The organism is Escherichia sp. XD33, assembly GCF_019375075.1.
Taxonomy (GTDB): Bacteria; Pseudomonadota; Gammaproteobacteria; order Enterobacterales; family Enterobacteriaceae; genus Enterobacter; species Enterobacter flexneri_A.
Map to the genome: position 1 here is coordinate 1 of NZ_JAENDM010000097.1, position 5822 is coordinate 5822.

Genomic DNA, 5822 nt, shown 5'->3' on the forward strand with positions numbered 1-5822 from the left:
CCTTTCAGGGTGTGGTGCGATGAGCACAGCAATCAAGAAGCGTAACCTTGAGGTGAAGACTCAGATGAGTGAGACCATCTGGCTTGAACCCGCCAGCGAACGCACGGTATTTCTGCAGATCAAAAACACGTCTGATAAAGACATGAGTGGGCTGCAGGGCAAAATTGCTGATGCTGTGAAAGCAAAAGGATATCAGGTGGTGACTTCTCCGGATAAAGCCTACTACTGGATTCAGGCGAATGTGCTGAAGGCCGATAAGATGGATCTGCGGGAATCTCAGGGATGGCTGAACCGTGGTTATGAAGGCGCAGCAGTTGGTGCAGCGTTAGGTGCCGGTATCACCGGATATAATTCCAGTTCTGCCGGTGCCACACTCGGTGTGGGCCTTGCTGCCGGTCTGGTGGGTATGGCTGCAGATGCGATGGTGGAAGATGTGAACTATACCATGATCACGGATGTGCAGATTGCAGAGCGTACTAAGGCAACGGTGACAACGGATAATGTTGCCGCCCTGCGTCAGGGCACATCAGGTGCGAAAATTCAGACCAGTACTGAAACAGGTAACCAGCATAAATACCAGACCCGTGTGGTCTCAAATGCGAACAAGGTTAACCTGAAATTTGAAGAGGCGAAGCCTGTTCTCGAAGACCAGCTGGCCAAATCAATCGCAAATATTCTCTGAACCTCGTCAGGAGGCTGGTCTGACCGGCCTCCTTGCTGACGCCTCGCGTTGCTCGTTGTCCAACCCCGGGACGTAACAAAATAAATTTTGTCACTTCCCGACGTTTCCGAAATAAATATGAAAACACTGAGCGGTTGTGCAAATTCTTTGTGCGACCGTGAAGTGTTGCCGGCGAAGCCGGGATCTTCCGGAGAAAGTCATTATGACATCAGACAATATCGCTGAATATGTTGGTGAGAATAATCAATTTACTGAGAAGCCTGTAACTGAATACCCCCCGGTGATACAGAATAATACAGTGACCACTAAAGACTATCTGTACAGCAATAATATTGATACTGACCTTTTAGTGGTTATCGGAGGGCTTATTGTTATATTGTTTCTCATGATGCTTATCATGTACTTTATTAATTCTCTCAGGCATAAGGAATTAACTGAAATACTGACAAAAATATCTTTTCCTGAAAAATCCGGGAGCAATTCGCTTAAACCGGAAGCGGTCAGCTGTAATTTGTTGTCCCTGTGTGTGCTGGCACCGGTATTCTTTACACCCAGAAAGCTGGCTGAAGTTTCCAGGGAGATCATCGTGGCGAGTGCGCAGGAAATTGCATGGACGCCGGGGAGCAGTCGTATTGATGGCCACCAGGCGGAGAATATCACCTGGGCGATTTCATCGCAGTCTCCTGCCGATAAGTATGATCTCATCAATAAAACGTCCCGTGTTTCTCCTGACAGTGGCCGTTTTTATGAACCGGACACAGTTCTGGATCACCGTGAGCGGGTACGCCTTTTTGTTCAGATCCAGTTTCCGCATGGGAGTGACTGGTCTGAAGTATTGCGCCTGACTGACATTGTTACAGAGAAGGTCTCTTCCGGCAGGGCTGCAGGCGGGTATCACCACCGGCATACAGGGTACACCTGGTCTGTTTCTGTGAATTAACCCCACATCATCCTTTTCTGCCCTGTTCCAGATTTTCCCGGAGTTTCATCATGAGTTTTAACGCAAAGGATATGACCCAGGGCGGTCAGATTGCGTCCATGCGTATCCGCATGTTCAGCCAGATCGCCAATATCATGCTTTACTGCCTGTTTATTTTTTTCTGGATACTCGTTGGTCTGGTTTTATGGGTAAAAATAAGCTGGCAGACGTTTGTGAACGGCTGTATTTACTGGTGGTGTACCACGCTGGAAGGTATGCGGGATTTAATCAGGTCCCAGCCGGTCTATGAGATCCAGTATTACGGCAAAACCTTCCGGATGAACGCTGCTCAGGTACTGCATGATAAATATATGATCTGGTGCGGAGAGCAGCTATGGTCCGCATTCGTTCTGGCCACAGTTGTGGCACTGGTTATTTGCCTGATTACCTTCTTTGTTGTCTCCTGGATTCTGGGGCGTCAGGGTAAACAACAGAGCGAAAATGAAGTCACAGGTGGTCGTCAGCTGACAGACAATCCGAAAGACGTTGCCCGGATGCTGAAAAAAGACGGCAAGGACTCCGATATACGGATTGGCGACCTGCCGATTATCCGGGATTCCGAAATCCAGAACTTCTGTCTGCACGGCACGGTCGGGGCCGGTAAGTCGGAAGTTATCCGTCGTCTGGCCAACTACGCCCGTCAGCGTGGAGATATGGTGGTGATTTATGACCGTTCAGGGGAATTTGTTAAAAGTTACTATGATCCCTCCATCGATAAAATCCTGAATCCGCTGGATGCCCGCTGTGCCGCCTGGGATTTGTGGAAGGAGTGCCTGACACAGCCGGATTTTGATAATACCGCGAACACGCTGATCCCGATGGGCACAAAAGAGGACCCGTTCTGGCAGGGTTCAGGACGTACCATTTTTGCGGAAGCGGCGTACCTGATGCGTAATGACCCCAACCGCAGCTACAGCAAACTGGTGGACACACTGCTTTCCATCAAAATCGAAAAACTGCGTACCTTCCTGCGTAATTCACCGGCGGCCAACCTGGTGGAAGAGAAAATTGAGAAAACGGCGATTTCCATCCGTGCTGTGCTGACCAACTACGTGAAAGCCATCCGTTACCTGCAGGGGATTGAGCATAACGGTGAGTCTTTTACCATCCGTGACTGGATGCGGGGTGTCCGGGAAGATCAGAAAAACGGCTGGCTGTTTATCTCGTCGAATGCCGACACCCATGCCTCCCTGAAGCCGGTGATCTCCATGTGGCTGTCCATTGCCATTCGTGGTCTGCTGGCAATGGGAGAAAACCGTAACCGTCGTGTGTGGTTTTTCTGTGATGAGCTACCCACGTTACACAAACTGCCGGACCTGGTGGAGATCCTGCCGGAAGCCCGTAAGTTCGGTGGCTGTTATGTGTTTGGTATCCAGTCCTATGCCCAGCTGGAAGATATCTACGGTGAGAAAGCGGCTGCCACGCTGTTTGACGTCATGAACACCCGTGCCTTTTTCCGTTCTCCCAGCCATAAGATTGCAGAGTTCGCTGCCGGTGAGATTGGTGAGAAAGAGCACCTGAAAGCCAGCGAGCAGTATTCCTACGGTGCTGATCCGGTACGTGACGGGGTATCGACCGGTAAGGATATGGAGCGCCAGACGCTGGTCAGTTATTCCGACATTCAGTCTCTGCCGGATCTGACCTGTTATGTCACCCTGCCCGGACCGTATCCGGCAGTAAAACTCTCTCTGAAATATCAGACACGACCGAAGGTCGCTCCGGAGTTTATTCCGCGTGACATCAACCCGGAAATGGAGAACCGTCTGAGTGCCGTACTTGCCGCAAGGGAAGCAGAAGGTCGTCAGATGGCCAGCCTCTTCGAACCGGATGTGCCGGAAGTTGTTTCCGGAGAAGACGTGACTCAGGCTGAACAGCCGCAACAGCCGCAACAGCCGCAACAGCCGCAACAGCCGCAACAGCCGCAACAGCCGCAACAGCCGCAACAGCCGGTGTCTTCTGCCATCAACGATAAGAAGTCAGATTCAGGTGTGAATGTTCCGGCAGGGGGGATCGAGCAGGAGCTGAAAATGAAACCGGAAGAAGAGATGGAACAGCAACTGCCACCCGGGATCAGTGAATCCGGTGAAGTGGTGGATATGGCCGCTTATGAGGCATGGCAACAGGAAAATCATCCGGACATCCAGCAGCAGATGCAGCGTCGTGAAGAGGTGAACATTAATGTGCACCGGGAGCGTGGGGAGGATGTTGAGCCGGGAGATGATTTCTGATGATGAGTATCGCGCAGGTCAGATCGGCCGGAAGTGCCGGTAACTATTATACCGACAAGGATAATTACTATGTGCTGGGCAGCATGGGAGAACGCTGGGCCGGCAGGGGGGCTGAACAGCTGGGACTGCAGGGCAGTGTCGATAAGGATGTTTTTACCCGTCTTCTGGAGGGAAGGCTGCCGGACGGAGCGGATCTAAGCCGCATGCAGGATGGCAGTAATAAGCATCGTCCCGGCTACGACCTGACCTTCTCCGCCCCCAAAAGTGTCTCCATGATGGCCATGTTAGGTGGCGATAAGCGCCTGATTGATGCACATAACCAGGCCGTGGACTTTGCTGTTCGTCAGGTGGAGGCGCTGGCCTCCACACGGGTTATGACGGACGGACAGTCAGAAACGGTGCTGACCGGTAATCTGGTGATGGCACTGTTTAACCACGACACCAGTCGCGATCAGGAACCACAGCTACACACGCATACGGTGGTGGCTAATGTCACGCAGCATAACGGCGAATGGAAGACACTGAGCAGTGACAAAGTGGGGAAAACGGGGTTCATTGAGAATGTGTACGCTAATCAGATTGCCTTTGGCAGGCTCTACCGGGAAAAACTGAAAGAGCAGGTTGAGGCGCTGGGCTATGAAACCGAAGTGGTGGGTAAGCACGGTATGTGGGAGATGCCGGGCGTACCGGTGGAGGCCTTTTCCGGACGCTCACAGGCTATCCGGGAGGCCGTCGGGGAAGATGCCTCGCTGAAATCCCGGGATGTGGCGGCACTGGATACGCGAAAATCCAAACAGCACGTCGATCCTGAAGTCAGAATGGCTGAATGGATGCAGACGCTGAAGGAAACCGGGTTCGACATCCGGGCATATCGTGACGCGGCGGATCAGCGTGCGGAGACCCGCACGCAGGCGCCCGGGGCTGTTTCACAGGAGGGGCCGGATGTGCAGCAGGCGGTGACACAGGCGATTGCCGGATTAAGTGAACGAAAAGTGCAGTTTACGTACACGGACGTGCTGGCCAGAACGGTCGGTATACTGCCGCCGGAAAATGGTGTGATTGAACGGGCACGCGCCGGTATCGATGAGGCCATCAGTCGTGAGCAGCTTATCCCCCTCGATCGTGAGAAGGGGCTGTTCACATCAGGAATTCATGTGCTCGATGAGCTGTCCGTCCGGGCACTCAGTCGTGACATCATGAAACAGAACCGGGTGACCGTACATCCGGAGAAAAGTGTCCCCCGGACGGCTGGTTACAGCGATGCGGTCAGTGTTCTGGCACAGGACCGTCCGTCGCTGGCCATTGTGTCCGGGCAGGGCGGTGCAGCCGGGCAGCGTGAGCGGGTGGCTGAACTGGTCATGATGGCCCGGGAGCAGGGGCGGGAAGTGCAGATTATCGCTGCTGACCGTCGCTCGCAGATGAACCTGAAGCAGGATGAACGGCTGTCCGGTGAGCTGATAACCGGACGTCGTCAGCTGCTGGAAGGCATGGCTTTCACGCCGGGCAGTACCGTTATCGTTGACCAGGGCGAAAAACTCTCCCTGAAAGAGACATTAACCCTGCTGGACGGTGCCGCACGTCATAACGTACAGGTCCTGATAACCGACAGTGGGCAGCGAACCGGTACAGGCAGTGCGCTGATGGCCATGAAGGATGCCGGGGTGAACTCATATCGCTGGCAGGGGGGAGAACAGCGACCGGCCACCATCATCAGTGAACCGGACCGTAATGTCCGCTATGCCCGGCTGGCCGGAGATTTTGCGGCCAGCGTGAAAGCCGGAGAAGAGAGCGTGGCACAGGTCAGCGGAGTACGGGAACAGGCCATACTGACACAGGCCATTCGCAGTGAGCTGAAAACACAGGGCGTGCTCGGACACCCGGAGGTAACCATGACCGCCCTGTCACCGGTCTGGCTGGACAGCCGGAGCCGTTA

Annotated in this window: 4 protein-coding genes; all 4 read left to right on the forward strand. The window is 53.6% G+C overall.

The window, feature by feature from the left end; all coding sequences use genetic code 11:
* Positions 1–682 (forward strand): conjugal transfer complement resistance protein TraT (gene traT, locus K0778_RS24470; RefSeq protein WP_049254898.1); only part of this gene is annotated, 682 nt, incomplete at its 5' end.
* Between the two features lie 202 nt (positions 683–884).
* On the forward strand, positions 885–1622 hold the full coding sequence (locus K0778_RS24475) for a hypothetical protein (RefSeq protein ID WP_015059020.1): 738 nt from the start codon (positions 885–887) through the stop codon (positions 1620–1622).
* 50 nt (positions 1623–1672) lie between these two features.
* Complete coding sequence (traD, locus tag K0778_RS24480; RefSeq protein ID WP_153520323.1) at positions 1673–3889, forward strand: type IV conjugative transfer system coupling protein TraD; 2217 nt, start codon at positions 1673–1675, stop codon at positions 3887–3889.
* Positions 3889–5822: MobF family relaxase (mobF, locus tag K0778_RS24485; protein ID WP_153520324.1), on the forward strand; the 1934-nt coding region annotated here is incomplete at its 3' end. The genes traD and mobF, both read left to right, overlap by 1 nt.